The organism is Leuconostoc fallax (genome assembly GCF_004354645.1).
GTDB lineage: Bacteria > Bacillota > Bacilli > Lactobacillales > Lactobacillaceae > Leuconostoc_B > Leuconostoc_B fallax.
The window spans coordinates 57,202-82,629 of sequence record NZ_PUFI01000015.1 but is presented as its reverse complement, the minus strand read 5'-3'; the positions used below and the strand labels follow the sequence as shown (position 1 = coordinate 82,629).

Genomic DNA, 25,428 nt, shown 5'->3' with positions numbered 1-25,428 from the left:
AGTGAAACGAACAACTTATGCTGGATTAGTGGATGAACAATATCTTGATCAAACGGTTACTTTGACTGGCTGGGTGCAAAAGCGCCGTGATTTTGGTGGCTTGATTTTCGTCGATTTACGTGATCGTGAGGGTATTGTACAACTTACCTTTAACGAAACCAATGCAGCGGCACTTAAAGTTGCTGAAGAAATGCGTAGTGAATATGTCATTGAAGTCACTGGTGTTGTTCATTTGCGTAGTGAAGGTCAAGAAAATAACAACATCAAGACTGGTAAAATCGAAATCGAAGTCACTGATGCTGAAATTCTAGCTTCAGCTAAGACCACACCTTTTTACATTGAAGATAATGTTAATGCTAATGAAGAGCTCAAACTTCAATATCGTTATTTGGATTTGCGCCGTCCAGAAATGCAGAAGAATTTACGTATTCGTTCAAAAATCATGTCTAGTGCCATGCACTTCATGACGACACATGATTTTATTAATATCGAAACACCAATTTTAGCAAAATCAACACCAGAAGGTGCACGTGATTATCTTGTGCCTTCGCGTATTTTCCCTGGATCATTTTATGCTTTACCACAATCACCACAATTGTTTAAGCAATTATTAATGGGTGCTGGTTTCGATCGTTATTTCCAAATTGCGCGTGCTTTCCGTGATGAGGATTTGCGCGGTGATCGTCAACCTGAATTTACACAAATGGACGTTGAAACAAGTTTTATGTCAGCGGACGAAATTCGTCATCTTGTTAACGAATGGGTTAAAGTGATGATGAAAGAAGTTGTCGACTTTGACTTAGACACACAATCAATTCCAACATTAACTTGGCAAGAATCGATGGATCGTTTTGGTACTGATAAGCCAGATTTGCGCATTGCATATGAAATTCAAGATTTATCCGCAACAGTTGCACAAAGTGAATTTGGTGTTTTTGCTAATGCTGTTAAAGATGGTGGTGTTGTTAAAGCTATTAGCGTGCCTGGTGGTGCAGACCATTATTCACGAAAAGATATTGATAAAATGGCGCAATATATCGAACGCTTTGGTGCTAAGGGGTTAGCTTGGTTAAAGGTAACCTCAGAAGGTGTTAGTGGACCTATTGCGAAGTTCTTCGCTGAGGATGCACAGCAGGTGATTGATGCAGCTGGAGCCCAAGTTGGTGACTTGATTTTGTTTGGTGCTGGTCGTTTTGATGTTGTATCGGCAACATTAGATTATTTGCGTCGTCAAACAGCTAAAGATTTGAATTTGGTAGATAATACTAATCCATGGGCATTCGCTTGGATTGTGGATTGGCCATTATTTGAATATTCTGAAGACTTTGATCGTTGGATTTCAGCACACCATCCCTTCACGATGCCTAATGAAGAAGATTTGCATTATTTGGATGAGGGTGAAGATCCACACAAAGCTCATGCGCAAAGTTATGACCTCGTTTTGAATGGCTTTGAATTAGGATCTGGTTCAATTCGTATCCATCGTATGGATATTCAAGAGAAAATGTTAAAAGCATTAGGATTCTCAAAAGAAAAAGCGCATGAAGCATTTGGCTTCTTGCTAGAAGCGATGGAATATGGTTTCCCACCAATGGGCGGAATTGCGCTTGGATTAGACCGTTTAGCCATGCTATTAGCTGGTCAAGAAAATATTCGTGAAGTGATTGCTTTCCCTAAAAATTCACGGGCAACAGAACCGATGACGAAAGCACCAAGTCGTGTTGAACAAAAGCAATTGTTGGAACTTGGCTTGTTTACATCAGAAGATATGGCTGACTAAGTTTAGCAGCAGTAGATGAGAATATCACGACATTCAGTGTTGTTATATAATTACCCACAATTGATTTTGCTATTTTAAAGGAATTAACATGCAAAAAGCTTTCCATAATTTCATGAAGAATCAGTATGCAAGTCGCCTAGGGGGTGCCGTATTTTATGCCATTATTGTGGCATTTGCGATGAATTATTTCTGGCGACCTGGGCACATCTATTCATCTGGCTTTACCGGACTAGCTCAGTTGATTGATACGCTTTCTGGAGGTAAAATATCTGTTCCTCTGGCTCTGGCACTGATTAACTTACCAATGTTGATTTTGGCTTGGATAAAGTTATCTTGGCGCTTTACGTTATTTACGAGTGTTGCGGTACTATTAGGCGCGCTTTTGATGCCCATTTTGCAAACCAAAACATTTTTGACAACCGACCCATTGGTTAATGCCATGTTTGGTGGTGCTTTAAATGGTATGGGCGTCGGTATTGCTTTACGTTATGGGGTTGGAACAGGTGGCCTAGACATTGTTGGTATGTTGGCACGAAAAAAATTTGGCTTCAAGATGGGTCCTGTCAATCTCGGATTTAATGCATGTTTGATGATTGGAGCAGGCGTAGCTTATGGTTGGAAATATGCTTTGTATTCAATCGTTGGTATTGTTATTAGTTCCAGAATGATCGATATTTTCTTTACGCGTCAACAACAGATGCAAGTTATGATTATTACAACTAAACCTGATGAAATGGTTCATGCAATTTATCGTCGCTTAAGACGTGGTGTTACGATAGTTGATCAAGCCAAAGGTGGTTACACAGGGAATCAACGTGCTGTATTGTTAACAGTGATTACGCAGCAAGAACGTTTTGACCTGCGAGAAGCAATGCATGAAGCTGATGAACATGCATTTTCTAGTACATGGAAAATAGAACATACCGTTGGTCGATTTTATGAACCGGAATTATAAGAACTCATTAGAGTTCTTTTTATTTTAGTAAAAAGTACACGTTTTAAAAAACGTGTACTTTATTGTTTTAGTAATAGAGCAAGGCGGATGTCTGCTAAGACATCTGGCATTGTAATATCAACTTGCAGTAGTTTAGAAATACTTTTAAGCCGATAATTAATCGTATTACGGTGGACATATAATAGGTGAGCAACTTCAGAAATGTTCTGTTTGGACAGGATATAAGTGGATAATGTTTTGAGCAATTCTTCATCTTCCAAAATCGGCCCCAATGTATTTTTGATAAACTTGTCAGATTCTGAAGATGGTAGCAATTGTAGCAATTCTTTTGCATTTTTAGGGTGAAATTGCATGATAGGGTGTGATGGACTAGTGACTTGTAAAGCGTCATTTGCTTGGTTGTACATATCAGCGAGTTCTTTAATGGGAAGTGCATTTTTGGAAAAGCCAGTGGTCAGTGTATGCCCCTGCTTGGCCATGAATTGATATAGCCGGTGTAAAAATTCATGGATAGAGACACGTTGACTTTGTATTAAAAGGATGAACTGACGTTGGTAAGCAAATAGCAATACCGGATAATGATATTCTTCAATAAACCAGCGGATAACTTGTTGTCGCTTATCAAATAAATGGTCATTGGGATCAAATGCTTTTTGCTGAAAGTTTAGAATGGCAACAGTATAGGTCGTTTTGGGATCTATTTGTGTAGCAGTTAAATACTGATTGATCGCTTTTTCAGTTAAGTTACCTTGTACAACATTTAGAAAAAAGTCTGATTGATTTCTAAAAGCAGTTTCATTAAATAAATCAGTACGTGCATTAACGAGTCCTAGGGCATTGAGCACTTGCTGACGTTTTAAAATATCAAATGCATTCAATTGTTTTTGATGCGGTATGATACCAACAAAAGCCTTATTTTCATTGAAAGGCGAAAATATCGGGAAGATATGAATTTCTGATTGATTAAAATTAATTTTGACTGTATCCGTTAAGTTAAGGTAATCAATATCTGCATCTTTTCGAAGATATTCGGTCATTAGTTCTCGGCGAGATAAAATTTGAGAACTCGCATAATGCACTTTAAAATGGGAATCTAGAAAAATAATGGCGGCGTCTAAAATATCAGCGCTGGTATCTAGTAAATGCTGATAAGTTGCGTTGTGATTGACCATATTCGTTAAATTTTGGGATATATTAATTAATTCTTGTAATTTTTCTTCCATGAATCACCAGCCTCCTAGTTATGATGATGCTCTTTATAAGAGTTTACAACATTTAATTGAAATCGTTTTATAAGAATGCTAATATTAAGCTAATTTAACTAAATATATACTTTAGAAATATAAAGGAATTGTATGAAATATAAAGAACAAGACTTATTGGATAGTTTAAAGGAAGAAACCATACTTGAACAGCTCTCAGCATTATCCGGTTGGGATGCGTTGACGGGGATGCCTCAGGATAGTGGTCATTTTCGATCTGAAGTTGATGCTTATTTAGCTGAGAAGCAATTTTTAGTTGCAACCCAGACAAAACGGCGGGATATGCTAGCTTATTTTGATGATCGTTTAAATGAGTTATCTGATTTGGGACGTGAAATTTTTCCGAAAGTAAAAAAAGCGTATGAACGTTTCGCGGTATTACCGCAAAAAGATTATGTTGATTTTAATAAAACAATGTCTCTGGCACAAAATTATTGGGCACAGGCACGTCAAGAAAATCAATATGCCATCTTTGAGCCGTATCTCAAGCAATTGATTCAATACGAAAAACAATTTATCCCGCTTTGGCAAAAAGATGAAAAAACGCCTTATGATGTCTTATTGAACCAATATGAACCTGGGCTAACCGTTGAAAAATTAGACCAAGTATTTGACACTTTGAAAAAAGGTATCATGACGTTGCGTAAGAAAATTATGACATCGGATGTTGAAATTGATGTTAGTTTTTTGCAACGACATATTACTAAAAAAGATCAAAAGCAATATGCACTAAATGCTGTACAACGGCTCGGTTATAATTTGGATAAGGGACGTTTGGATGACACGATTCACCCATTTATGGAAGCCTTGAATCGTGATGATGCTAGAATTACAACGCGATGGGCAGAGAATCAAGCACAAATGGCGATATTAGGCATTTTCCATGAAGCTGGGCATGGTTTATTTGAACAAAATGTGAATTCAAAATATGATTGGGTACGTGCAGTTTTACCAATTTCAATGAGCATTCATGAAAGCCAATCTCTTTTTAATGAAGTGATGATTGGGCGAACGCGTGCTTTTTGGCGAATAGAATACCCAAAAATTCAAAAAGATTTTCATGGTATTTGGGATGATATTACATTTGATCAATTCTATGCAGCTTGGATGAAAACAGAGGCAACGTTAATTCGAACAGAAGCTGACCCATTAACTTATCCATTACATATTATTATTCGTTATGAAATAGAAAAAGCCATTTTCAATGATCATCTTGATGTCAAAAAAATTCCTGAGTTGTGGCGCGAAAAATATCAAGAGTACCTTGGTTTAGAGGTGCCAGATGATCTAACTGGTGTATTGCAAGATATCCATTGGGCTGGAGGTTCTTTTGGTTATTTCCCCAGCTACGCACTAGGCCATTTGTATGCTGCACAATTTTATCATGCGATGTCACAACAAATGGATTTTCAAGCCATTTTTGAAAGTGGAGATTATGAACCTATCTTTTCGTGGCGTGCGCAACATATTTGGCAATTCGGTGGCGCTAAGGATCCAGCTGATATTTTGAAAGAGGCGACTGGTGAGCAACTGAATCCACAATATTGGTTGGACTTTATGAATAAAATTTATACAGATATCTATCAAATAGGAGATAACTAAACGATGAAGGTAGCACTAGCACAAATTGATATTCAATTAGCAGATGTAGATAAGAATGAACAACGTATCATGCAAGCTGTTGCACAAGCAGCGGACCAAGAAGCTGATGTTGTGGTGTTACCTGAAATGTGGAATAGTGGTTATGCTTTACAACGTCTAAAGGAAGTTGCGGACGTTGGAGGTACTCGAACGAAACAATTGCTCCAATCATTATCAAAAGAATATGATATTAACATTGTTGGTGGCTCAGTAGCGACGTTAAAAGGACAAGAATTTTATAATACGATGTATGTTGTGAGCAATGATGGTCAATGCCTTAGTGAGTATGATAAAGTTCACTTAATTGGGCTGATGCATGAAGATCGCTATATGACGGCGGGTAGCCATCTTAATACTTTTGAATTAGCAGGTACACCAAGTGCGGGTGTGATTTGCTATGATATCCGTTTTCCTGAATGGGTACGAACTAATATGGCACAAATTCCAGCTAAAGTACTGTATGTTGTTGCTCAGTGGCCAATTCAACGTATCGAGCAATGGCAAGTGATGTTACAGTCGCGCGCTATTGAAAATCAAGCTTATGTTGTTGCTGTTAATCGCGTTGGTGCCGACGATGATAATACTTTTGGTGGCCGCTCATTAGTCATTGATCCTTTGGGACATATTATGATTAAAGGTTCAGCTGAAAAAGAGGAAATATACGTTACAGATATCGATTTTGCCCAGATTGATAATATTCGTGGTCAAATGCCTATTTTTTTGGATAGGAAACCACATTTATATCGTTAAAATAAGGAGTATGTATATGGCATTTGAAAAATCAGAATTACTACAAAACTTACCTGATCAATTTTTTGCGCATCTTGTTCAAAAGGTGAACGCCAAAATAGCAGCGGGACATGATGTTATAAATTTGGGACAAGGTAATCCAGATCAACCAACACCGGATTATATTTTAGAAGCGATGCATAATAGTATATCCGATCCACAAAGCCATAAATATGCTCAATTTCGCGGCTTACCAGAACTCAAAAGCGCTATTGCGGATTTTTATCAAGATGAATATGGAGTCACACTAGATCCTGAAACAGAAGTAGCTATTTTGGGTGGCTCTAAAATAGGACTGGTTGAATTGATTTTTTCATTAACAAATCCAAAAGATACTGTCCTTTTACCTAATCCTGGATATCCTGATTACTTGTCCGGAGCGGCTTTAGGACAAGTGAAAGTTGTTGACTTACCTTTAAAAGCAGAAAATAATTTCTTACCAGATTACTGTCAAATCAATCAACAAGACAAGAACAATGCAAAGTTGATGTATCTTAATTATCCAAATAATCCAACGGGGGCTATAGCTACACCGGCATTTTATGAAGAAACAGTTAGTTTTGCCAAACAGTATCATATTGGTGTAGTATCTGATTTGGCTTACGGCGCTATTGGATTTGACCAACAAAAACCACTTAGTTTTTTACAAACGCCACATGCAAAGGACGTAGGCATTGAATTTTACACTTTTTCAAAGACATTCAATATGGCGGGGTGGCGAATTGGTTTTGCGGTTGGTAATGCAGATATGATTGAGGCAATTAATTTAATCCAAGATCACCTTTTTGTATCGGTATTTCCAGCAATTCAACATGCTGCAACCGTTGCTTTAAATAACAAGAGTGAACGAAAAATTGCAATAAGCAAGCTACAGAATCTTTATCAAGAGCGTCGTGATCAATTTATTGCAGCTGTGCGTGAATTTGGTTGGGAACCCATTGTACCAAAGGGGGCATTTTATATTTTGATGCCTGTACCAGCAGGTTATACTAGTGCTTCATTCACTGATTTGCTGTTAAATGAGGCTGATGTTGCGGTTGCTGATGCCAATGGTTTTGGTAGTTTGGGTGAAGGCTATGTCCGTATTGGTTTAACGGTTGAAGTTAAGCGTTTGCTTGAGGCAGCTAAACGTATTCGTCAATTAGATGTTTTCAATGAGATAATAAAAAAGAGATAGTCAACGCTATCTCTTTTTTTATAGACGATTTTGTAAACCATAAATGGTATCTTTCACACGCTGAGCGTTCTGAACATTTTTTAAAATAATTTGTTCGTCACCACTTTGAATATCTAATAATTGCCAACCAAATATTTTGCCCATTAAAGTATCTTTAATTTGAATATCATTAATATTGCGAAGGGATACTGTTGGATGTGTGTGAAGAATTAAACCGTATCGCAATTCAATGCTCGCTTCTCGAACCCAAGCTTTTTCAGTAATTGCACGGCGTGGACCTGATGCAAAACCTAAAGTGAAAACAAAGCCAACGAAGGACCAGAAACGGGCGAATTTATTAATCAAAACAGGCATTACTATTTGATTATCTGCTACATGACTACGTTGTCGTGACATCATACACCTCCTAGGTATATTATATCAAATGTCTGACTTGAACTTAATGATTGTGTCTCTAACGAAATATATTGACGCATGGGTGCTAGTCTGGTAGAATGTATAAGTATTTAACTGCATGTCGATTATCGAAATAAAATGCGAGAAAGGAGGGAATCGAAATGGCAAAGGTTATCGTACGTAAGAACGAATCTTTGGATGATGCATTGCGTCGTTTTAAGCGTGGTGTTTCTAAGGACGGGACTCTCCAAGAATACCGTAAGCGTGAATATTACATCAAGCCATCTGTACAACGTAAGTTGAAGTCAGAAGCTGCCCGTAAGCGCAACAAAAAGAAGAGCCGTTAATTGGTTATTCGCAACGTCACCTTGGTGGCGTTTTTATTTTATCCTAATAATGTTAAAATAAGACTATTGGTTATCGAAAGGGAAAAAGATGAGTTTATTAGAGCAATTAAACGCAGATATGAAGCAAGCGATGAAAGATAAAAATAAGGATGCACTCTCGGTGATTCGTATGGTTAAGTCTAGCGCTATGAATGAACAAATTAATTTGGGACATGATTTAACAGAAGAAGAAGAATTGACAGTCCTGTCACGTGAAGTCAAGCAGCGTAATGAATCACTATCAGAGTATGAAAAAGGTGATCGTGAAGATTTAGCTGCAGGTATCCGTCTGGAACTTGAAATTCTAAATAATTATTTACCTCAGCAATTATCAGATGAAGAAGTCGAAGCAATTGTTAAGACTGCTATTGAACAAACAGGTGCAACGACACCACGCGATATGGGAAAAGTCATGGGCGTTGTAACACCACAAGTTAAAGGTAAGGCTGATGGTAAAACAGTTGCTGATAAAGTTAAAAATATGCTAAATCAGTAAATACTATGTAAAAGAGAGGCGCTCGATAATCAGAGCACCTCTCTTTTTTATTACTGTCGATATTCGTCACGAATATTCGTTACGTACTGTTTAATTTCGTCACGTATTTCACGAAATGCAGCGACTTTTTGTTTTTCACTACCGGTTGCCATGGCTGGATCATTGAGTGGCCAATGAACTGCTTGGACAGAGGTAGGGAGTGCTAAAGTTTTACTTTTTGCATCTCGACTTAAACTCACCACTACATCACTATTTGTTAAGATTGTATCGTCAATACTTTGAGAGGGTTCTTCGGCGATATCAATACCAACTTCAGACATCACTTGGATTGCATAGGGACTAATTTTATCCGCTGAAACACCAGCGCTTTTAATAATCCAAGAAGTAGGTAGAATGACTTTAGCAAAACCTTCAGCCATTTTGCTGCGAGATGAATCGTTGGTTGAAATAAAATAAATTTGCATATGAAACTACCTTTCTGGTACTTTTTATTACTGAATTATATACACAGTTAATGTAACATACATTGGTCATTAAATCTGGAATAAATGCTTTGAATATTGAGACGTTTGTGCACTTTTTCCTTTGTAGAATAGAAGTTGGCGTTTTGAACATGATATAATGAGCTTGAATTATATTTTTGGAGAAAAAAATGGCTTTTAATCAAGTAGTAACAATCTCAAATGATGGGACTTACCAATTAAGTTCAAATATCAAAAAGTATACATTGGGAGATTTAGGATTCATTCAAAATAATGCGGGTGGTTATGTTTTGCATCGCGCTTTAGAACCCGATAAGGCACTGAACAACGCCATTCAGCTCAAAGTCACAATTAACAAAACACTGGATGGTTTTAAGTTGAGTACAGTGTCAGCGGGTGATGTCACTCGAGTCGATATTTTTAAACATCAAAAAGCAGATGCGTTAATCACACAATATCATTTTTTTATTGATGAACTCATACAACGTGGTGTTTTAGAAAAATTGCAGTGATAGCTACGTTGCATTTATTTTTATTTAAATTTTTTTAATTAGGAAAAGTGGACAATGACAGATTTTTATTTTGTACGACATGGGCAAACTGAGTGGAATCTTGAAAGACGTTTTCAAGGTGGTAGTGGGGATTCAGCGTTACTGCCGTCAAGTTATGATGATATGGCACGGTTGGGTCGCTATTTAGCACCTGTTCATTTTGATCACATCTATTCATCCCCTTTGAAACGTGCTTTAGTAACAGCTAATCGCGTATCTAAATATTTAAAGCCAATTCAAAATGTGTCGGTGCGCTCTGCTTTAAGTGAAGTTGGTTTAGGGCAATGGGAAGGTATGCTTGTGCGTGATGTCCAACAAAAATACCCTGAAGCTTATGATACATACCGGCATGATTTAGATCACTTTGAGGGACAAGGGTTCGATGGTGAAGGGTACACACATACTGCGCAGCGTTTTGCGCGTTTTATTAATGGTTTGGCAGCACAATACCCTAATGATAAGATTTTGATCGTTTCACATGGTATGGCTTTATCATTTGGTATCAATGCGTTACTACAACAGCCACGAATGAGTATTCGTGAACGTGGTGGCCTCAGTAACACATCAACAACAATTCTAACAACTTCAGATGCCCAGCATTATACAGTAAAAAAATGGAATGATATTAGCTACCTCAATAAGGTTGCGGATGAAACAACAACAATTTAAGGACGAGAATTCTTGATAAATGACGCGTTACAATTAGATAAAGTGACAGGTACTTTGCAGACCGTTATTTTTGCTAGTTCAGATAGTTACTTTAAAATATTGCTGATTAATATTGAAGAGTCGACATTAGATAATTGGGATGCATCAGAAATTATTGTTACCGGTACGTTTGCTGATGTTCAAGACGGGAGTGTGTATTCTTTTTACGGTCACGTTGTCAAACACCCTCGGTATGGTAAGCAATTCCAAGTTGAACGTTATGAGAATGACTTACCGCCTGATGAAGCTGGACTAATCAAATATTTTGCGAGTGGTCAATTTTCTGGTATTGGTAAAAAAACAGCAGAAAAGATTGTTCAAAATTTGGGTACAAACGCCGTCGATTTAATATTGGATAATGCTAAAATACTTGAAAGTATTGGTTTAAAACCAAAGCAAGCTCAGAAATTAGCCAGAACTCTACAGCTTAATTTAGGTTTGGAACGTTTATTTCAAATTGGTAATCAATTCGGCATTGGGGCTGATATAGCTGGTCGTCTATACGATCAATATGGTAATGAAGCACAGGATATTTTGACACAAGACCCATACCGTTTAGTTTTTGAGTTTGAAGGGATTAGTTTTAAAAAGGCAGATACGATTGGTCAACAAAATGGTGTTTTGCCTTTGGATGAGCGACGGCTACAAGCAGCAGTTTATTCGGCAATCATGAATGTTACCTTCCAATCGGGGCATACTTTTTTAACCAAATCTCAATTATTACAAGCTGTTGGGCATAATCTAAAAGATGCCAGTGGCATGTTGACAGCAGAGATAACGCAGGCAACAGATACGCTACTCAATGACGGTATATTAGTCGCTGATGATGATCGTATTTATCCTAAATCACTATACGAAGCCGAAGTACAGGTTGCTCAAGACGTTAAAAGGTTACTGCATAGCCCATCACCCTTAGATGTAGGTCATGATGATATTGAAAAAGCCTACACAGCACCCGGCAAGATTGATTTAGATGATAACCAAATTCAGGCAGTTAAGTCAGCGTTACAGGCTCAATTTTTCTTACTTACGGGTGGCCCTGGTACTGGCAAAACCACCATTATTCGAAGTATTGTGGCAAGTTGGAAGCAATTAGTTCAAAAGCGATCACAATTTGTTGAAGGTGATAAACAGGATTTTTTAAAACAGTATACAGTCAGAATGGCCTCACCAACTGGCCGGGCAGCCAAAAGGATGACCGAGGTTACCGGGTATGAAGCAACGACCATACACCGTCTTTTAGGAATCGCTGATTTAGACGAAGCTGAGTTTAATGCTGATAATCCACTGCGTGGTGGATTATTAATTGTTGATGAAGCATCGATGCTAGATGTTGAGTTAACAGCTAAACTACTGCAAGCAATACCTAATGGTATGAAATTAATTTTTGTTGGTGATTCAGACCAATTACCATCTGTTGGTCCGGGCAATATTTTAGCTGATTTTGTGAATAGCGGTGTTGTGGATCATGTTGCTTTAGAGATTATCTATCGGCAAGGCCGAGGTAGCAGTATCACAACTTTAGCAAACAATATTAAACATGGTGATTTGCCAGAGAGTTTCTTAGAAAATCAACCAGACCGATCGACATTCATGATACCACCTGATAAAGTACCTGATGCTATTGAGCAAGTTGTTAACGCAGCTATGAAAAAGGGCTATACACAAGATGATTTACAAATTTTGACGCCAATGTACAAAACGCCAGCAGGCGTCAATCGTCTCAACCAAATGGCACAAGCACTTTTTAATCCGATTAAAGCAAAGCAAAAAGCCATTCAGTTTGGCAATATTATTTATCGTCGTGGCGATAAAGTTTTGCAATTGGAAAATGATGGCGAGCGCGATGTTTATAATGGGGATATGGGTAAAATTATTGCTGTTCAGTATAAGAATGATCCCAGTAATGATGATAATGAAGACCGCTTAATCGTTGCTTTTGATGATAAGGAGCTCTCATATCCCAAAAAGAATTTAAATCAATTAACATTAGCTTATGCGACAACTGTTCATAAAGCACAGGGCAATGAATTTAGGCTTGTCTTAATGGTTTTAACCTCTAGCTTTGGTATTATGCTTAATCGTAATTTATTATATACAGGTGTGACGCGAGCTAAAGAAGCATTGATTTTAATTGGTGAACATAGTGCTTTTAAAAGAGCAGCACAGACAGCGGTACCATTACGTGCGACACATTTACTAGAACGATTACAATCTGATGATAAGATAAGTACTAATCATCAAAAGATAGTAGCAAATGCTGATGTAAAAGATGAATTATCCGATTTAACGGCTGCCTATCACTCATCAATTGATCATTTTGTTTTAACAGGGGAACTTATCAGTCATCAAGATATTGACCCCATGATTGGTATGGATGATTTAAAACCAATTGATTTTGAATATCAAGAGAAGTTATAAAATTTCAATGAGAGTGACGGATAGTTTTACTTTCTTGATATAATAGAGTTGCTATATGTAAATGCTATGTTAATTTGAAGAGGAATTATATGGAATCTCCAGCTTACCAATTGTTTAATCTAGGCAGTAATGATCAACTTGCTCATGAAGTTGCCGAGACGTTAAACGTCCCACTATCCAATATTATTATGAATCAATTCGCAGACGGTGAAATTTACGAACGTATTGAACATACGGTGCGTGGTCGTGATGTGTATGTTATTCAAGGTATCAGTAATCCTGTTAACGATAATTTTATGCGCTTGATGATTTTTATTGATGCTGCACGTCGTGCTTCTGCCAATAGTGTCAATGTTGTCATCCCGTATTTTGGTTATGCTCGTTCTGATCGTAAAGCACGTTCTAGAGAACCGATATCAGCACGAATGGTAGCAGATATGCTAGAATCTCAGGGTGTGAAACGCGTGATCACAATGGATCTACATGCTAGCCAAGTACAAGGGTTCTTTGATATTCCATTAGATCATCTTTCAGCCTTACCTGTTTTGGGTCACTATTTCTATGAATATGATTTATTGGGGGATGATTTGGTCGTTGTGGCACCAGATCATTCTGGTGCAGCGGAAGCGCGTAAATTTGCTACGTTGTTACATGCTGATTGGGCTATGATTGACCGACGCTTGGATAATTTAGTGCCAGACAAGCCTTATCAAGTGATTGGACAAGTCAAAGGTAGACGCGCCATTATCATCGATGACATTATTGATACCGGAAAGAGTATTCAATTAGCAAGTGAAGCTTTGAAGGCCGCTGGTGCTACAGAAATTTATGCTGTTGCCTCGCATCCAGTATTGTCTGATAATGCCGTTGCACGTCTTGAAAAATCCCCAGTTGATCATATCATTGTGTCGAATACTATCGAAGGAGATCATATTGTTGGGCTCGATAAATTAGAACAGGTGTCTGTTGCTAATTTATTTGCACAAGCGATTAAAAGAATTAACGCATTTGAGAGTATTGAGGATGTATTAAGAAGTCCTGACAATAAAGAAGCTATTTTATAATGACAACATTAATGCAAGATTTTTTCTCGCCCGAATGGGCCGCTGTTGATGGTCAATATGTAACAACACAGTTTGGCGCTACAATTACTTTTCAGTCAAAAAATGCAACATACATTGACCTCCACTTTGAAAAGGATTATCCAAAGTTACAATTGATTTGGCGAAGGGATGATCAGACGCAATGGCAAAATCTAACCACGCAGCGAAAGATTGTACGTTTACCATTAACCAATCAGGATCTACATCAATATACATTGATGGTTCAGACGTTTGATCGTGATTATTTTGATTTTTGGCATAATCCTGTAACGTTAACAGCAATTGAAACTGATGGCAGCTTATTGCCAGTCCATTCTACGAAAATGCCAATTACTTTTGTAGGGGATTCTATCACAGTTGGTGAAAGTATTCGTTTGGATGGACACCACCCAGAATTAGCTTATCCGTTTTTAGTGGCGCAGGCATTGGGACGACCGTTGGTAAATATTTCTTATGGTGGGACAGGGCTAACACCGTTTGCCCCGTATCAAGTACCGGCACCTATTGAAGCATTATGGCAAGTTGCTTATGAAGTTGAGCGACCACGAGTGCGTACAGATATGGTGATTGTTAACTATGGTACAAATGATGCAAATTATGGTGCTACAGAACAGAATTTTAGCTTTGGATTAAGAATGTATTTGTTGGAATTGGTTAAACGATTCCACGAAGCTAAAATTATTATATTAGTACCATTTAACGGTTGCTTTAAAAATATCTTTGAACAAGAGATGAAAAGATTTAGCAATATTACTTTAATTTCAACAGCCGACTGGCAAATATCGCCAAATCAAGTACACCCGAATGAAGATGAGCATCGCCGTGCCGCAACATTTATTTTGGAAGAATTGAAAGGATTGAAATAATTATGGTATATGCAGCAGATGAACAACGTTATGAAAAAATTCCTTATCGTCGTGTTAGTGATTCTGGATTAATTTTACCTGCCGTTAGTTTTGGATTGTGGCGTAACTTGGGTGATCAAATGCCACTAGAAAATTCGCGTAAAGTGATACTATCTGCTTTTGATAACGGTATTTTTTCTTTTGATAATGCATCGAATTATGGGCCTAGTAATGGTACAGCGGAAGAAACTTTTGGTGCAGTTTATCGTCAAGATTTGAAACCTTACCGAGATGAATTAGTGATTACAACAAAAGCCGGGTACCATATGTGGCCTGGTCCACTTGGTGAATTTTCAGGTAAGAAGACATTAGTTGCTGCGTTGGACTTGAGCTTGAAACGTATGGGTCTAGACTATGTTGACATTTTCTATGCGCATCGTTGGGATCCTAATACACGTCTTGAAGAAACTGCGCGTGCTTTGGATTTGATTGTCAAGCAAGGTAAAGCATTGTATGTGGGTGTTTCGAACTATAATGCGGAACAAACAGCGGCAATTGCAGAGATATTCAAGTCATTGGGTACACCATTTATTGGTAATCAAGTGTCATATAATATGTTGAATCGCACGGCTGAGCAAGAGAACCTGTTTGAAGTATTAGACAATCATCATGCAGGACTAGTAGCGTACGGTCCCTTGGCGGAAGGGCTGCTGACGGATCGTTACTTAAAAAATATTCCAGATGATTATCCAATTCACCGAACGAACGAAGTGCTTTTCAAAAATGGTAAAGACGCTTTGGTTACTAAGTTAAATGGCTTGAATGACATTGCGCGTAATCGTGGACAAAAGTTATCACAGATGGCTTTAGCTTGGTTATTGAAAGATCGTCGTGTAGCGAGTGTTGTGATTGGTGCAAGTAAAGTTGAGCACCTAGTAGATAATTTGAAATTTGCTGATAATTTATCATTTAGTGAAGATGAGTTAAATGAAATTCAACGTATTTTGAACGCATAATATTGAATTTGTTCAGTATTTTACGTATAATATTGAGTGTTGCTGTTGCAACATGATGGTACTATGGCAGAGTGGTAATGCAGCGGACTCGAAATCCGCCGAACCCGTGTAGAGCGGGCGCCGGGGTTCGAATCCCCGTAGTACCTTTTTTGTATGTTTTCTAGCGTTGTATAACGTATAGATAATGTAAGCTAAAACCCCGTTACAGCGGGGTTTTTGTTTGCTTTTAAAATATATTGAGGGCGTTAGTAATGTCGAAAAGAGTTAGACAAAAATGTGTGTCTCTTTTTATTTGCGTATCATTAATTCAGAGAACAACTGATCGTAACAAGGTTAGTGGATTACAAGAATACTTATGTTTGAGCTATTCTAGTAGCATAATTATGGTATTGGAGTCTGGTTTCAACGAACAACATGGTGGTATTAGTTTAGAGATTATGTGAAATTAAATACGGGTGTCAAAATATTAAATAGTATCACGGATTGCTATGAGATATGGCTCATTAGATTAGAAACGGAGAAACATGATAAATGGAAGATTTTAAAATTGAATAAATTAAAGCACTTAGTGATTGTTGTAATAGTGGCAGTCACTTTTTCATTGCCATTTGCTGACGTGAGTGTAGCAACGAAACATAATAAAACGATTGATCAAGACCGTGTCGTACAGTTGTTTGACCCACATAGGGGTAGCAACTTACTCAATGTACGACTCACGTAATGGTACTGATGGTACAGACTTAGATTATAACTACTTTGCTAGTCTAGACGGTTACCCTTACAACTACGTTTATCGTTATGTGGGGCCCAAGACACCAACCAAGTCAACACAAGCAGTTCAAAAGCTAAGACCGTTCACTTTAACCGTACGTTTGAAGTTTCATACTACGATTACTGGAATGGTAAGTGGGACGCCATTAACGAGGGATTGAGTATTCCTGTGACAGATTACAACAACTACATTCCATTATCAGCAATTACAATGACTGATAAGCACGGTAAGAAGTTGTCTAATCAATATGCACAGATTGGTAGCCCACAGCGTGAATACTTCCGCATGAATGGGCACTATGAGGTATTGCATCATTACGGCGACACAATGGAGATTGAAGTTGCTGGTGAACCAGTTTTTATCCAGTCTAGGTATAACTTGCTCATTGATAATATCGACGCTATCTATCTACAAGTAACAGAAAAATAGCAAGAGGATAATGATGATCTAGCGAAAGCACAACAAGCACTAATCAATGCACAAGATAAGGTTAGTGAATTGAAAAGCTGAATAAATTAGGGTATATCTTCTAGAATAAATAGAATACGAGTAAATTTATTATGTTACAATAAATCTATTCACGGAGAATATTATGAATAATAAAGAGGTTGGAATCTTTGATTCCATGTTTTTAGAAAATAATGATAGAACTACTTTGATTGCAAACTTAAAAAATTCAAGTGGTTTTTTATTTAAGTTTCAAATATTATGGTTTATTGTTATCACAGGATGTGCTGTATTATTTTCAAATTTAGGCGATAAATGGTCTTATTACGGTCAAGCAGTATTATTAGTACCAATAATGATTCCTTCATTTTCTTATCTGAATAGCATTTATCCAACAGTTAAAAATTATGTTAGAAAATCTAAAAGAGGTATACTAATTGTAATTAATATATATGGACTTTTATTCTGGTCAGCGTTTGTCTTAATGGTTTTAGCGCTAGTGAGTTCATATTATCACTTTTCAATATTTAATATTAATTTTGTTGCTATCGTCGATATAATTGTTTTTATAATTGGCGTTTTTGATAAAGTATTTATAAAATTAATATCGGATGCACGTGTAAGAAATGCTGTCACTACAAAGAAGGGTGTGAATAATGATTAATTTTACTTTGTTGTTAGTCGCTCTTGTTTTAATTCTAATAGGAACGGTGTTTACGGTAATATTTGTGTTTGTTCAAGATAAATATTTAACTTACAAGATATTGTTGGAATCTTTTACAGGGTGGTTGCCGAGCAAAAAAGTAGCTAAGTCTGAACTGATGTATCAAATAATTAATGACAGCCTGTATAAAGAAGTAATCAAGATTAATCAACATAAGACTTCACAAATAGAGAAAGATTTTGAAATAAGCAATGAAGCTGCCAAGGAGCTTAAAAGTCTTTCTGCTAAATTGAACCGCACAAAAAATAAAGATAAACAAGAGTTATTGAGCCGTGATGTTATCAAAAAGTATTTAATTGGTGTTGATAATGTCACGGATAATCTTATATCGGCAGTTTCGGTATTCTCTAATAAAATGATGGTAGACCTTTATAAACTACTTGAACAAAGAGCTAAAATTCCTGATAAAAAAATTGGAGAACAAATAGCCACTGACGTACAAATACTGAAAATGCTGGATAATATTTTTCCAAAAAATCCGGTTATGAGAAACATTTTGATTGACCAAATAGAAAAAATAAAAGATAACTCTTATGTGAATAAAGATGCCGATTTTTCGACAATACAGTTAACACACAATATTGATTCCAAAAAATTACTTATAAATTTGATTGATATGAAATATAACAATAAAGGCCAGTCGCTGGGTTTTAACAGTTAAAGTATATTATTTTTCTTCAATCTCATAAGTAATATTATAAAACAAAAAGCGGCTCGCTTAATTGCGAGGCGCTTTTTGTTATTATATAAAATTATATTATTAGTTTTGGTTACAGTGGTATATTTAATATATAAATTAGTTTTTATCTTGGTTAAAAAATACATATTTATAGGAGTATTACCATTGAAAAATGAATTAAAAATAAATGCTGAAGTTCTTGGAATTATCGAATCTTATATTTCGCGTTTAGATAGTCTAATGGAATATTTAAAATCTGTTGAAAAAATATTAAAAGATAAACGGAAAAGTTTGTTCTTTAAAAATGCTACTTTTAGAAATTTTACTAACATGAACCTTGTTGCTCATTTACTAGAAAGTAAGGCTAGAAACTATGGTGAAGTGTATGAGTTGGCTACTCATAAAAATGAGGAAATTAGTTATGATCAATTGATAAAGATTTTAGGGGTTTTAAAAGATACTGAAAATGAAGATGTTGAAAAGGAGAAGCAAGAAGAAAGACAAAAAAAACTCGAAAGAGTATTTAAAGATTTGAGGAATGTGCTTCAAGATTTTTCATTACGGATTGATGACAACTTGAAAATATTGGTAATTTTTAAAAAAGGGGATGTACGTAATTCAATTATTAATAATATTAATAATATAAAAAAAGTTGACGAGAACTTGAACCAGTTATACTCTTCTTCACTTATTACGCTTGCTAATTCTTTTGAGCTTTTAATATCAAAAATGTATTTAGCCAACTTAAACTATAATGAATCTTCTAATGATTCAAATATTAGTGATCGACCTATTAAATTTAGTGTACTATCCCAAATCGGTGGCATAGAAGAAGCTAGAGAAATGATACTAGAAGAATTTGTTAATGATTTAATGAAAAAATCAGCCAATGACTGGTTTAAGAATTTAGGAGCTATAAATAAGAAAATATTTAATTTAGATGATGAAAAAGCAGAGGTAGTGGAATTTTTCCAACGAAGGAATATAGTAATTCATAATGGGGGAGTGATAAACACTTATTATTTAAATAATGTTAGTGCTAAATATAAAGAAGGTTTGGTAAAAGGAGAAAAAATTGAAGTCACAAATAATTATTTGATTAATAAAATTTCTAATTTTCGCATAATTGGTTTAAAATTATATTGGTATGTGTATGAAACTTGTTTTCATGGAGAGATTACTGATATAAATGAAAAATATCAGGGTTTTGCTTTTGATCTTTTGAATGCTAAGGAATATGATTCAGCCGAAAAAATTTATTTACTTATACTTGAACGGGAAAAAGATTTGAACACTAGTGACCAATTCATGATAAAAATAAATTTATGCCAAACATATAAATGGCGAGGAGATCAAGAATATGTTGAGAAGCATATAGAAAATATGGATTTCTCATCGACAAACGATATATTTTTGATGTGCAAGGCATTATTACTAGATGATTTTGACAGTGCTCTTAATCATTTAAAACATAATTTGGCGGCGAAAACTGATAAAAATAAAAGAGAATTAATTGATATATATTTAACATGGCCATTATTTCAAAAGTTTAATTTAGAAAATGATTTCAATAAGTATTTAAAAGAATTAGGCTATGGTATAAACGTAAAAGAGTTGTCTTCGGAGGAATAAAATGTATAGCACGGAAATAAAAGAAAATAATAATAAGAAGTTGATTAACATATATAAGGAGTCAGACTTAGCAATACCAATTGATTTTCCAAAAGATATGGTGAATTTGTGGTTAGAAAAATCAAAACATATTAAATAAATTAGTATAAATATAGTATGGTGGTTGTCCTATATTTAAGGGTAGGAAATAATAAAAATAAATACAAAAAATTTAACGGACTTACTCAGTTATATTTTTCTATTGAAGTAAAAAGTTTATCTGTACTCCCTAATTGGTATAGCTGTAATCTTTATTTATTTTATATACGTGAAGATGATAATAAATCAAATATAAATATTTAAACTATGTACGGTCGTTTGGGGCATAGTGAAATTCAAAAATATATTTTTGTTGCTAGGGACATTGATACACAGATATTTATAGAGGTGGGTGATATCTCCGTGGCACCTTTTGGGTGTTGTGTAATGTATAGATAAAGTAAGTTTAAACCCCATTACAGTGGGGGGGTTATTTGCTTTTAAAATATATTGACGACATTATAGAATACTCCTCGTGGTGCCGCTGATGAAAATGTTGGCAGTGGTCGTGCACAAATCAAGCACGCTCGTCATCTGGATGATATGTTGATTTGTTACGAAAGCGGTTATGAGTTACCAGCTTTATTTCGGCAACTTCGTATTATGAAGGAATGGTTATCATCTGGTGTGTGACAAGGAAACCAACGAGATATTAAAGGTTCAGATGTGATGGTAAAGAAGGTCAGACGATTATGTCGGGCTTTTTTATTTATATAGGATATGGTCAAAATATGAGTAGTATAATCATTGCTATTGGAGGTTACAGATGTGAGAAGATGGGAAGATAGTATACAAGAAAAAGCCAAGCAACTTTGGGATAATCACAAAGTTGTATTACTGATATTTATAATAGGATTTCCAATGGTAATTCAAATTTTATTTGGAATTTTTAACATTGTTTCTAGAATGAAATCATGGAATTTTAGGTTTCCTGATTCATCTAACTGGATTGGATTTTGGGGTAGTTATCTTGGAATCATACCTTCTGGCTTAATTGCATATATTGTTGCAAAAATGCAGATAGATAATGATAATACACAAAATAAAACCAGCTCCATACAAGAAAGACACGTCAAGGATTTATTTCAAATAAACAATAAGATTAGAAAATTAGATCCAGTATTTCACTATGGGCGGACTAACTTAGCGTTTTTAAATAATGAATTTGATAAAATAAAAAAAGTTGATATCAAGAATAGTGAGGATTTGGAGTTCCAGTTAGAGAGATCAGAAGAAAGCCTCCGTAAAGTTGAAATTTTTGTTGTCATAGGTGAACTGATGCTAGACATTCAAATGATGCCTCAACTGAGAGATTCAAATATTTATAAAAATCTCCGACGTTTGGAAACAGATTTTGATATGTTATCTGAACAGATAAATAACATTTATAATGATGCTGAAGATAGAAGTGATGAGGTTATGCTTTTTAGGCATATAGCTGGTCTGTATAAAGCATGTTTCTTTCATTACAAAGAGATGCTAGAAATTTTATCCAACAAAATATATAAATATTATGAATAGCGCATAAGCGCTTTTTATTTTGCATAAAATTAAGAAAGCGAGAGGGTAATTAAAATGATTAATGCAATTTGGAGTGGTGTGATATTTATGTTTGGATTAGTTGTGTTTTTGGCTTTGGCTGCGCTTTGTATTAGATTAAAAGGTAGAAACATGCAAGTAGGACATCCGAGACATAAACAGTTACAATATGATAAATACCGACTATTGATCCCGATGAAGTTTGTGCCAAGTGGCAAGGCAGATATTAATAACCTAGCAGTGATATGTAATCCGTGTTATACACTGAAGGCTAAAGGGGAGCAACGGTATTAGAACGGGGCAGGGCAATGTGTATTGAAACAAGTCAGTCCAGTTCAAAGCGTGGTAATGATTAATAATATGATGACTACCTAGCGGTATTTCGTTTCCAAATAAAAAATATAATTATTTGTATTTATGTACAAGTATTCTGAATTTGTATCGTATTATGAAACAGAGCAAGGGGATAAAGCGAGTTAACTACTGTCGTTTCATTATGTACGCACTCAAGTGAGTGCTTGAACTATCATTGTACTTGCCAATGGTAACCAGCCGGCAGAGGTTGTCCAGGAGCAATTCGCGTGGAATGTCCTTTTCTATTATCCCAATTAAAGCCGTCTTGTATTGCCCATTTATAATGATCTGTTGAATTGATATTATTATCTGTTGTCACGACTGACGATTCAACGGATGATTGACTTGCTGCTTTAGATTGTTCTTCTGCAGCTTGTGATTGTGCAAGGGCCTGAGACTTTGCTTCAGAAGATTGAGAATCAGCGATGGCTTTAGATTCACTTACAGCTTGTGAAGATGCACGGCTTTGACTTTCTGATTCAGCGGATCTTGAAGAGCTTTCACTATATTCTTTATAGGCGCTAGAGGATTCTGAACTGGATCTTGATGCAGATTCTGCCGCTGCAATTGTCTTTTTCTTATTGAGGGTATTTTTAGCTGTTCCATCAGTATAGTTAATGATTGCATTAGGACTGTCATTGTTTAGGTAAACAACAGTTGCACCATCGGTACCTTTTTCTTCACGGGAAGAATTAAAATGAATAGCAACTTCTTTTCCGCCTTTAGAATAACCAACATAAGCTAAACGGATTTGTCTAGGTAATAATTCTTGTGCGTTGTACAAAGGTGTTACTTGATAATCTAAACGATAAGTCCTATGGGACTTTAACCATGAGGCTAAATGGCTTTCATAGTAGAGCATGCTTTTCTTATTGCCAGAATTCATGCTTTTGAGGGCACCGGTATTAAGGTATGCTGTTTCTGGTACCAAGTTACGAGCTTCATCGTTTAATCCACTGAATTGATAACCAACAAGATGGCCTCGATTGAATAGCCAAGATTTACTGATAGAACCATTACTTTTTTGATATTTAAAACGATAGTTGTGCCACCCAACTGGATTGAACTCTAATTTGGCATTTCGCTTGGTAGTTGGCTTTTCAGAATAACTGAGCTGAATATGTGCATCAACAGCTCGCTTTTTGTTATCTTGATTAGCCAATACAAGCTGTTTTTTATCCTGATACTGTAATGGTCGTTGGACAGCACCACTTACATTTTTTGCACGATAACTACTAGCTGATACCGTTAAGGTAGACGCAAATGTACTGCTTGCAATAACAGAAGTAGCAACAACGGTTATTACATTCCGAAATAGTTTATTCATTTTTCTCATTTAATCTCTCAAACAGTTTAGCGTGGATGATGCACGTTATTAATACTAATTTGTTGCGCTGTTGTTCTTTTTGTAGTTGCGTGCTTTGTGTTTGCAGAAACCCGTGGCGAATATGCAACAGATGCTGAGAAAGATAGCATTAATAATGTTGTTTTGAGAATGTTTAATGTGAATGTTTTTATCCATTTTGGGGAACTACTAATTTAATCGGTTGATAAGTTAATTACAGAATAGCACTGTAAAACGTTTAACTAATTTATGAAAAGGTAAAGATATGAAAATTTTGTCCATAATGTTGTTCATTTAAATGATTTCCATTAAAAATAGTTTTTATTTTTTGTTTATATCTTGCCGTAACAGTTTTAATTCTGTTTTGATATCATGCAATTCATGTTTTAAATCTTCTTTTTCTTTATTATTTTTCTCATCAAGGAAAAATGCAGTGACAGTACTGGTTACACTTCCAATTAAACCAATACCCAAAATCATGAGAATGACAGCAATTACCCTACCTATTTCGGTATGCGGAGATATATCACCATAACCAACCGTAGTAGTGGTTGCTATTGCCCACCATAATGAATTGACATAGTTGGCTCCCTCAGCAACTGAGTATATTTCAGCACCAATCATGATTAAAATGATTGTACTAATAACAAGATAAATAAAGCCGTTAGTTCCAAAAAAGCGTTTGATATCTTTTTGAATCTTACCCGCAAAACCTACTATTCGAATTAAGCGTAATAACTTGATAAGGCGAAGGACTCTAAATGTTCTGAAAATGTAAAAGATAGAGTCAAAGGGAATAATAGCTAATAGGTCAAATATATTTTCTTTGAAAAATCGTTTTTTATTATTTGATTGAATTAATCTAGTAACATAATCTACACAGAAAAAAAGCAAAATACCACGATCCAAATATATATAGGGCGTCACATTAATATTAATAATTTTTGAAATATCTAGCACAGCTAACGTTATAGAAAATAACGACAGCACGATGACCAACACATAATAAATACTTTTGATATTATTTTTCATATTTTTTAATTATCCCGTTGTAAAAAATTTGATGATAGTAATCAGTGGCATGTACAATAACCGGTTAAATTATACAATGAACGCCTAACCATAATTTCTAATTATAAAATTAAAGGGAAAACTTAAGATAGTGATTAGTTTAGTAATTATGTTAATTAAAAAAGCACCGGCTAAATTGTGGGTGTTTTTAAATAGGTATTAATAATTTGAATTTCAGAACAAATTAATTACAATAAAAAACCGGGTGAAAAATAACCACGATGGATTTAAGGAGTGCAGCTATGCGCGTGATTACCTTCAACTCGGTTATTCAAATGATTGATCACTTGAATAAAGTAAGTGTAACATCTGTCAATTAACTTTTAAAATAAATTGCTCAAGGTATAAAAATCGACTTAAGAATCCGCAACTAATTTTTGAGGGGATATTGGATCAGGCCTAGTGCCCATCTTTGATCGGCCATCTAGGATTTAAAGTATGGGCGTAATATTTTATACTTTAGATAATTTTAACGTATTTAGATATAATGATTAATCTTGATTCAATGTTATAATGACAAAATGTAGGTGAGGGGATTTATGTTTGTGTTGGTGCACAGCATACTTTTTAATGTGCTATTTATGTTGATTGAACCAATGGATTTGACTGAAAATTGAACAGCAAAAAGTGTTAAGCTAACACATTCAAGTAGTGTGGTCGATTCATTAAATTTTCAAGGGGGAAACGATGATGAAATGGTTATTGGGGATTGCTATTTATTTAATATTAGTGATATTTATTTTATTATTCAATCGTGGCGCACATAAAAACGACGATAA

The 25,428-nt window shown here is 35.6% G+C and carries 26 protein-coding genes and 1 tRNA gene; 22 read left to right on the top strand and 5 right to left on the bottom strand.

Annotation, left to right across the window (positions count from 1 at the left end):
- The first annotated feature begins 1 nt into the window (after window position 1).
- Window positions 2-1,780, top strand: a complete 1,779-nt coding sequence (gene aspS / locus C5L23_RS07025) for an aspartate--tRNA ligase (protein ID WP_010007164.1) — start codon at window positions 2-4, stop codon at window positions 1,778-1,780.
- Window positions 1,781-1,868: 88 nt separating this feature from the next.
- Window positions 1,869-2,735, top strand: coding sequence for a YitT family protein (locus C5L23_RS07020; RefSeq protein ID WP_010007163.1), 867 nt, complete (start codon window positions 1,869-1,871; stop codon window positions 2,733-2,735).
- Between the two features lie 59 nt (window positions 2,736-2,794).
- Here C5L23_RS07020 and C5L23_RS07015 read toward each other — a convergent pair whose 3' ends face one another.
- Window positions 2,795-3,958, bottom strand: coding sequence for a PucR family transcriptional regulator (locus tag C5L23_RS07015; RefSeq protein ID WP_010007162.1), 1,164 nt, complete (start codon window positions 3,956-3,958; stop codon window positions 2,795-2,797).
- A gap of 132 nt (window positions 3,959-4,090) precedes the next feature.
- Here C5L23_RS07015 and C5L23_RS07010 point away from each other — a divergent pair, with 132 nt between their 5' ends.
- Genes C5L23_RS07010 through C5L23_RS07000 form a run of 3 tightly spaced genes read left to right on the top strand, consistent with a single transcriptional unit; the run spans window position 4,091 to window position 7,604 of the window.
- Complete coding sequence (locus C5L23_RS07010) at window positions 4,091-5,599, top strand: carboxypeptidase M32 (protein WP_133264558.1); 1,509 nt, start codon at window positions 4,091-4,093, stop codon at window positions 5,597-5,599.
- A 3-nt stretch (window positions 5,600-5,602) separates the two neighbouring features.
- Window positions 5,603-6,388, top strand: coding sequence for a carbon-nitrogen family hydrolase (locus C5L23_RS07005; protein ID WP_133264556.1), 786 nt, complete (start codon window positions 5,603-5,605; stop codon window positions 6,386-6,388).
- A gap of 16 nt (window positions 6,389-6,404) precedes the next feature.
- Window positions 6,405-7,604 carry a pyridoxal phosphate-dependent aminotransferase gene (locus C5L23_RS07000; RefSeq protein WP_029508608.1) on the top strand — a complete coding sequence of 400 codons (1,200 nt, stop codon included), beginning with the start codon at window positions 6,405-6,407 and terminating at the stop codon, window positions 7,602-7,604.
- Between the two features lie 18 nt (window positions 7,605-7,622).
- Here C5L23_RS07000 and C5L23_RS06995 read toward each other — a convergent pair whose 3' ends face one another.
- Window positions 7,623-8,003: a PH domain-containing protein gene (locus C5L23_RS06995; protein ID WP_081458700.1), complete on the bottom strand. Its 381-nt coding sequence runs from the start codon at window positions 8,001-8,003 to the stop codon at window positions 7,623-7,625.
- Window positions 8,004-8,161: 158 nt separating this feature from the next.
- Here C5L23_RS06995 and rpsU point away from each other — a divergent pair, with 158 nt between their 5' ends.
- Window positions 8,162-8,347, top strand: a complete 186-nt coding sequence (rpsU, locus tag C5L23_RS06990; RefSeq protein WP_010007159.1) for a 30S ribosomal protein S21 — start codon at window positions 8,162-8,164, stop codon at window positions 8,345-8,347.
- 88 nt (window positions 8,348-8,435) lie between these two features.
- Window positions 8,436-8,882 (top strand): GatB/YqeY domain-containing protein, encoded by a 447-nt coding sequence (locus tag C5L23_RS06985; protein WP_010007158.1) that lies wholly within the window; start codon window positions 8,436-8,438, stop codon window positions 8,880-8,882.
- A 50-nt stretch (window positions 8,883-8,932) separates the two neighbouring features.
- Here the strand turns inward: C5L23_RS06985 and C5L23_RS06980 are convergent, their stop codons facing one another.
- Window positions 8,933-9,346 (bottom strand): arsenate reductase/protein-tyrosine-phosphatase family protein, encoded by a 414-nt coding sequence (locus C5L23_RS06980; protein WP_133264553.1) that lies wholly within the window; start codon window positions 9,344-9,346, stop codon window positions 8,933-8,935.
- 188 nt (window positions 9,347-9,534) lie between these two features.
- Between C5L23_RS06980 and C5L23_RS06975 the strand changes: the two genes are divergently transcribed.
- The 15 genes from C5L23_RS06975 (at window position 9,535) to C5L23_RS08585 (ending at window position 22,173) form a co-directional block, all read left to right on the top strand.
- The gene (locus C5L23_RS06975; protein WP_133264551.1) at window positions 9,535-9,876 is read left to right on the top strand and encodes a cysteine desulfurase; all 342 of its coding nucleotides are present in this window, start codon (window positions 9,535-9,537) and stop codon (window positions 9,874-9,876) included.
- A 54-nt stretch (window positions 9,877-9,930) separates the two neighbouring features.
- Window positions 9,931-10,584 (top strand): histidine phosphatase family protein, encoded by a 654-nt coding sequence (locus tag C5L23_RS06970; protein WP_010007154.1) that lies wholly within the window; start codon window positions 9,931-9,933, stop codon window positions 10,582-10,584.
- Between the two features lie 12 nt (window positions 10,585-10,596).
- Window positions 10,597-13,044 (top strand): SF1B family DNA helicase RecD2, encoded by a 2,448-nt coding sequence (gene recD2 / locus C5L23_RS06965; RefSeq protein WP_133264550.1) that lies wholly within the window; start codon window positions 10,597-10,599, stop codon window positions 13,042-13,044.
- Window positions 13,045-13,133: 89 nt separating this feature from the next.
- The gene (locus C5L23_RS06960) at window positions 13,134-14,108 is read left to right on the top strand and encodes a ribose-phosphate diphosphokinase (RefSeq protein WP_010007153.1); all 975 of its coding nucleotides are present in this window, start codon (window positions 13,134-13,136) and stop codon (window positions 14,106-14,108) included.
- Window positions 14,108-15,013, top strand: a complete 906-nt coding sequence (locus C5L23_RS06955; RefSeq protein ID WP_133264548.1) for a GDSL-type esterase/lipase family protein — start codon at window positions 14,108-14,110, stop codon at window positions 15,011-15,013. Before C5L23_RS06960 ends, C5L23_RS06955 begins: the two co-directional genes overlap by 1 nt.
- A gap of 2 nt (window positions 15,014-15,015) precedes the next feature.
- Window positions 15,016-16,008 (top strand): aldo/keto reductase, encoded by a 993-nt coding sequence (locus tag C5L23_RS06950; protein WP_133264546.1) that lies wholly within the window; start codon window positions 15,016-15,018, stop codon window positions 16,006-16,008.
- A gap of 57 nt (window positions 16,009-16,065) precedes the next feature.
- Window positions 16,066-16,154, top strand: a tRNA-Ser gene (locus C5L23_RS06945).
- A 401-nt stretch (window positions 16,155-16,555) separates the two neighbouring features.
- Window positions 16,556-16,729 (top strand): hypothetical protein, encoded by a 174-nt coding sequence (locus C5L23_RS08535; protein WP_158004497.1) that lies wholly within the window; start codon window positions 16,556-16,558, stop codon window positions 16,727-16,729.
- Window positions 16,713-16,940 carry a hypothetical protein gene (locus C5L23_RS06935; RefSeq protein WP_010007150.1) on the top strand — a complete coding sequence of 76 codons (228 nt, stop codon included), beginning with the start codon at window positions 16,713-16,715 and terminating at the stop codon, window positions 16,938-16,940. The genes C5L23_RS08535 and C5L23_RS06935 overlap by 17 nt, the downstream gene beginning before the upstream one ends.
- A gap of 8 nt (window positions 16,941-16,948) precedes the next feature.
- Window positions 16,949-17,209 carry a hypothetical protein gene (locus tag C5L23_RS06930; RefSeq protein WP_133264544.1) on the top strand — a complete coding sequence of 87 codons (261 nt, stop codon included), beginning with the start codon at window positions 16,949-16,951 and terminating at the stop codon, window positions 17,207-17,209.
- A gap of 163 nt (window positions 17,210-17,372) precedes the next feature.
- Window positions 17,373-17,891 (top strand): hypothetical protein, encoded by a 519-nt coding sequence (locus C5L23_RS06925; RefSeq protein ID WP_133264542.1) that lies wholly within the window; start codon window positions 17,373-17,375, stop codon window positions 17,889-17,891.
- Window positions 17,884-18,612, top strand: a complete 729-nt coding sequence (locus C5L23_RS06920) for a hypothetical protein (RefSeq protein WP_133264540.1) — start codon at window positions 17,884-17,886, stop codon at window positions 18,610-18,612. The genes C5L23_RS06925 and C5L23_RS06920 overlap by 8 nt, the downstream gene beginning before the upstream one ends.
- 183 nt (window positions 18,613-18,795) lie before the next feature.
- A complete protein-coding gene (locus C5L23_RS06915) occupies window positions 18,796-20,262 on the top strand; it encodes a hypothetical protein (protein ID WP_133264538.1) in 1,467 nt (488 codons plus the stop codon).
- An 846-nt stretch (window positions 20,263-21,108) separates the two neighbouring features.
- Complete coding sequence (locus C5L23_RS06910; protein ID WP_133264536.1) at window positions 21,109-21,861, top strand: hypothetical protein; 753 nt, start codon at window positions 21,109-21,111, stop codon at window positions 21,859-21,861.
- Between the two features lie 54 nt (window positions 21,862-21,915).
- On the top strand, window positions 21,916-22,173 hold the full coding sequence (locus C5L23_RS08585; RefSeq protein WP_010007134.1) for a hypothetical protein: 258 nt from the start codon (window positions 21,916-21,918) through the stop codon (window positions 22,171-22,173).
- 232 nt (window positions 22,174-22,405) lie between these two features.
- Here the strand turns inward: C5L23_RS08585 and C5L23_RS06900 are convergent, their stop codons facing one another.
- Together C5L23_RS06900 and C5L23_RS06895 are read right to left on the bottom strand one after the other, a co-directional pair.
- Complete coding sequence (locus C5L23_RS06900) at window positions 22,406-23,560, bottom strand: DNA/RNA non-specific endonuclease (RefSeq protein WP_010007133.1); 1,155 nt, start codon at window positions 23,558-23,560, stop codon at window positions 22,406-22,408.
- Between the two features lie 339 nt (window positions 23,561-23,899).
- Window positions 23,900-24,610 (bottom strand): potassium channel family protein, encoded by a 711-nt coding sequence (locus C5L23_RS06895; protein ID WP_133264534.1) that lies wholly within the window; start codon window positions 24,608-24,610, stop codon window positions 23,900-23,902.
- Window positions 24,611-25,428: the final 818 nt, after the last annotated feature.

Excerpts from the sequence above, each read along its gene's own strand:
- C5L23_RS07020 (WP_010007163.1), top strand. The coding sequence starts at position 1,869 with ATGCAAAAAGCTTTCCATAATTTCATGAAGAATCAGTATGCAAGTCGC.
- C5L23_RS07015 (WP_010007162.1), bottom strand. The coding sequence starts at position 3,958 with ATGGAAGAAAAATTACAAGAATTAATTAATATATCCCAAAATTTAACG.
- C5L23_RS07010 (WP_133264558.1), top strand. The coding sequence starts at position 4,091 with ATGAAATATAAAGAACAAGACTTATTGGATAGTTTAAAGGAAGAAACC.
- C5L23_RS07005 (WP_133264556.1), top strand. The coding sequence starts at position 5,603 with ATGAAGGTAGCACTAGCACAAATTGATATTCAATTAGCAGATGTAGAT.
- C5L23_RS07000 (WP_029508608.1), top strand. The coding sequence starts at position 6,405 with ATGGCATTTGAAAAATCAGAATTACTACAAAACTTACCTGATCAATTT.
- C5L23_RS06995 (WP_081458700.1), bottom strand. The coding sequence starts at position 8,003 with ATGATGTCACGACAACGTAGTCATGTAGCAGATAATCAAATAGTAATG.
- rpsU (WP_010007159.1), top strand. The coding sequence starts at position 8,162 with ATGGCAAAGGTTATCGTACGTAAGAACGAATCTTTGGATGATGCATTG.
- C5L23_RS06985 (WP_010007158.1), top strand. The coding sequence starts at position 8,436 with ATGAGTTTATTAGAGCAATTAAACGCAGATATGAAGCAAGCGATGAAA.
- C5L23_RS06980 (WP_133264553.1), bottom strand. The coding sequence starts at position 9,346 with ATGCAAATTTATTTTATTTCAACCAACGATTCATCTCGCAGCAAAATG.
- C5L23_RS06975 (WP_133264551.1), top strand. The coding sequence starts at position 9,535 with ATGGCTTTTAATCAAGTAGTAACAATCTCAAATGATGGGACTTACCAA.
- C5L23_RS06970 (WP_010007154.1), top strand. The coding sequence starts at position 9,931 with ATGACAGATTTTTATTTTGTACGACATGGGCAAACTGAGTGGAATCTT.
- C5L23_RS06960 (WP_010007153.1), top strand. The coding sequence starts at position 13,134 with ATGGAATCTCCAGCTTACCAATTGTTTAATCTAGGCAGTAATGATCAA.
- C5L23_RS06955 (WP_133264548.1), top strand. The coding sequence starts at position 14,108 with ATGACAACATTAATGCAAGATTTTTTCTCGCCCGAATGGGCCGCTGTT.
- C5L23_RS06950 (WP_133264546.1), top strand. The coding sequence starts at position 15,016 with ATGGTATATGCAGCAGATGAACAACGTTATGAAAAAATTCCTTATCGT.
- C5L23_RS06935 (WP_010007150.1), top strand. The coding sequence starts at position 16,713 with ATGTACGACTCACGTAATGGTACTGATGGTACAGACTTAGATTATAAC.
- C5L23_RS06925 (WP_133264542.1), top strand. The coding sequence starts at position 17,373 with ATGAATAATAAAGAGGTTGGAATCTTTGATTCCATGTTTTTAGAAAAT.
- C5L23_RS06920 (WP_133264540.1), top strand. The coding sequence starts at position 17,884 with ATGATTAATTTTACTTTGTTGTTAGTCGCTCTTGTTTTAATTCTAATA.
- C5L23_RS08585 (WP_010007134.1), top strand. The coding sequence starts at position 21,916 with ATGATTAATGCAATTTGGAGTGGTGTGATATTTATGTTTGGATTAGTT.
- C5L23_RS06900 (WP_010007133.1), bottom strand. The coding sequence starts at position 23,560 with ATGAATAAACTATTTCGGAATGTAATAACCGTTGTTGCTACTTCTGTT.
- C5L23_RS06895 (WP_133264534.1), bottom strand. The coding sequence starts at position 24,610 with ATGAAAAATAATATCAAAAGTATTTATTATGTGTTGGTCATCGTGCTG.